This is a genomic window from Lysinibacillus sphaericus OT4b.31, from assembly GCF_000392615.1.
GTDB classification, from domain to species: Bacteria; Bacillota; Bacilli; order Bacillales_A; family Planococcaceae; genus Lysinibacillus; species Lysinibacillus sphaericus_B.
This window is the reverse complement of the sequence record NZ_KB933460.1, coordinates 1-455: the sequence shown is the minus strand read 5'-3', so window position 1 is coordinate 455 and position 455 is coordinate 1. Positions and strand designations below refer to the sequence as shown.

1 pseudogene is annotated in these 455 nt (G+C 41.1%); it reads left to right on the top strand.

What is annotated here, in order from left to right:
- Positions 1–174: 174 nt before the first annotated feature.
- Positions 175–455: pseudogene (locus H131_RS22900) on the top strand (contractile injection system protein, VgrG/Pvc8 family); the annotation flags it as partial.

Below are 455 nucleotides of genomic sequence, written 5' to 3'. Positions count from 1 at the left end.
TTACGAAATTGACTCAATTAAATTAATTAACTTTTAAAACTTTAGCATAATCTAAAAAACCTTTTTGGTTTTTATCGGTATTCACTGTAATGTAAAGACAATCATATCGTTTTAGTTCACTCGTACCTACAATGCTAATCGCCCAAGCTCTGGTTTGGTCTGCCGGAAGGACAAGTGGAAAAGCTGTCCGCTACTAGCTATACCATCGCTAAGGATCGCTCCATCTATTTACATACGCTACACAATGACATCGAACGACCGATGGAGGAGCGGGATACGGTATCGTATATAATTGAATCGAAAAAAACATTAGCACTCGGTGACCGTGTCCTTATCCAAAACAAGGAGCTAGTTGTGGCAAAGTCCATGGCCCGCATGCAAAGAGGTGTGCTTAGCTATGAATACCATTTAATGTCGGAGACAGGCATTCGCAATGGGAGACTAAGCATTCCCTC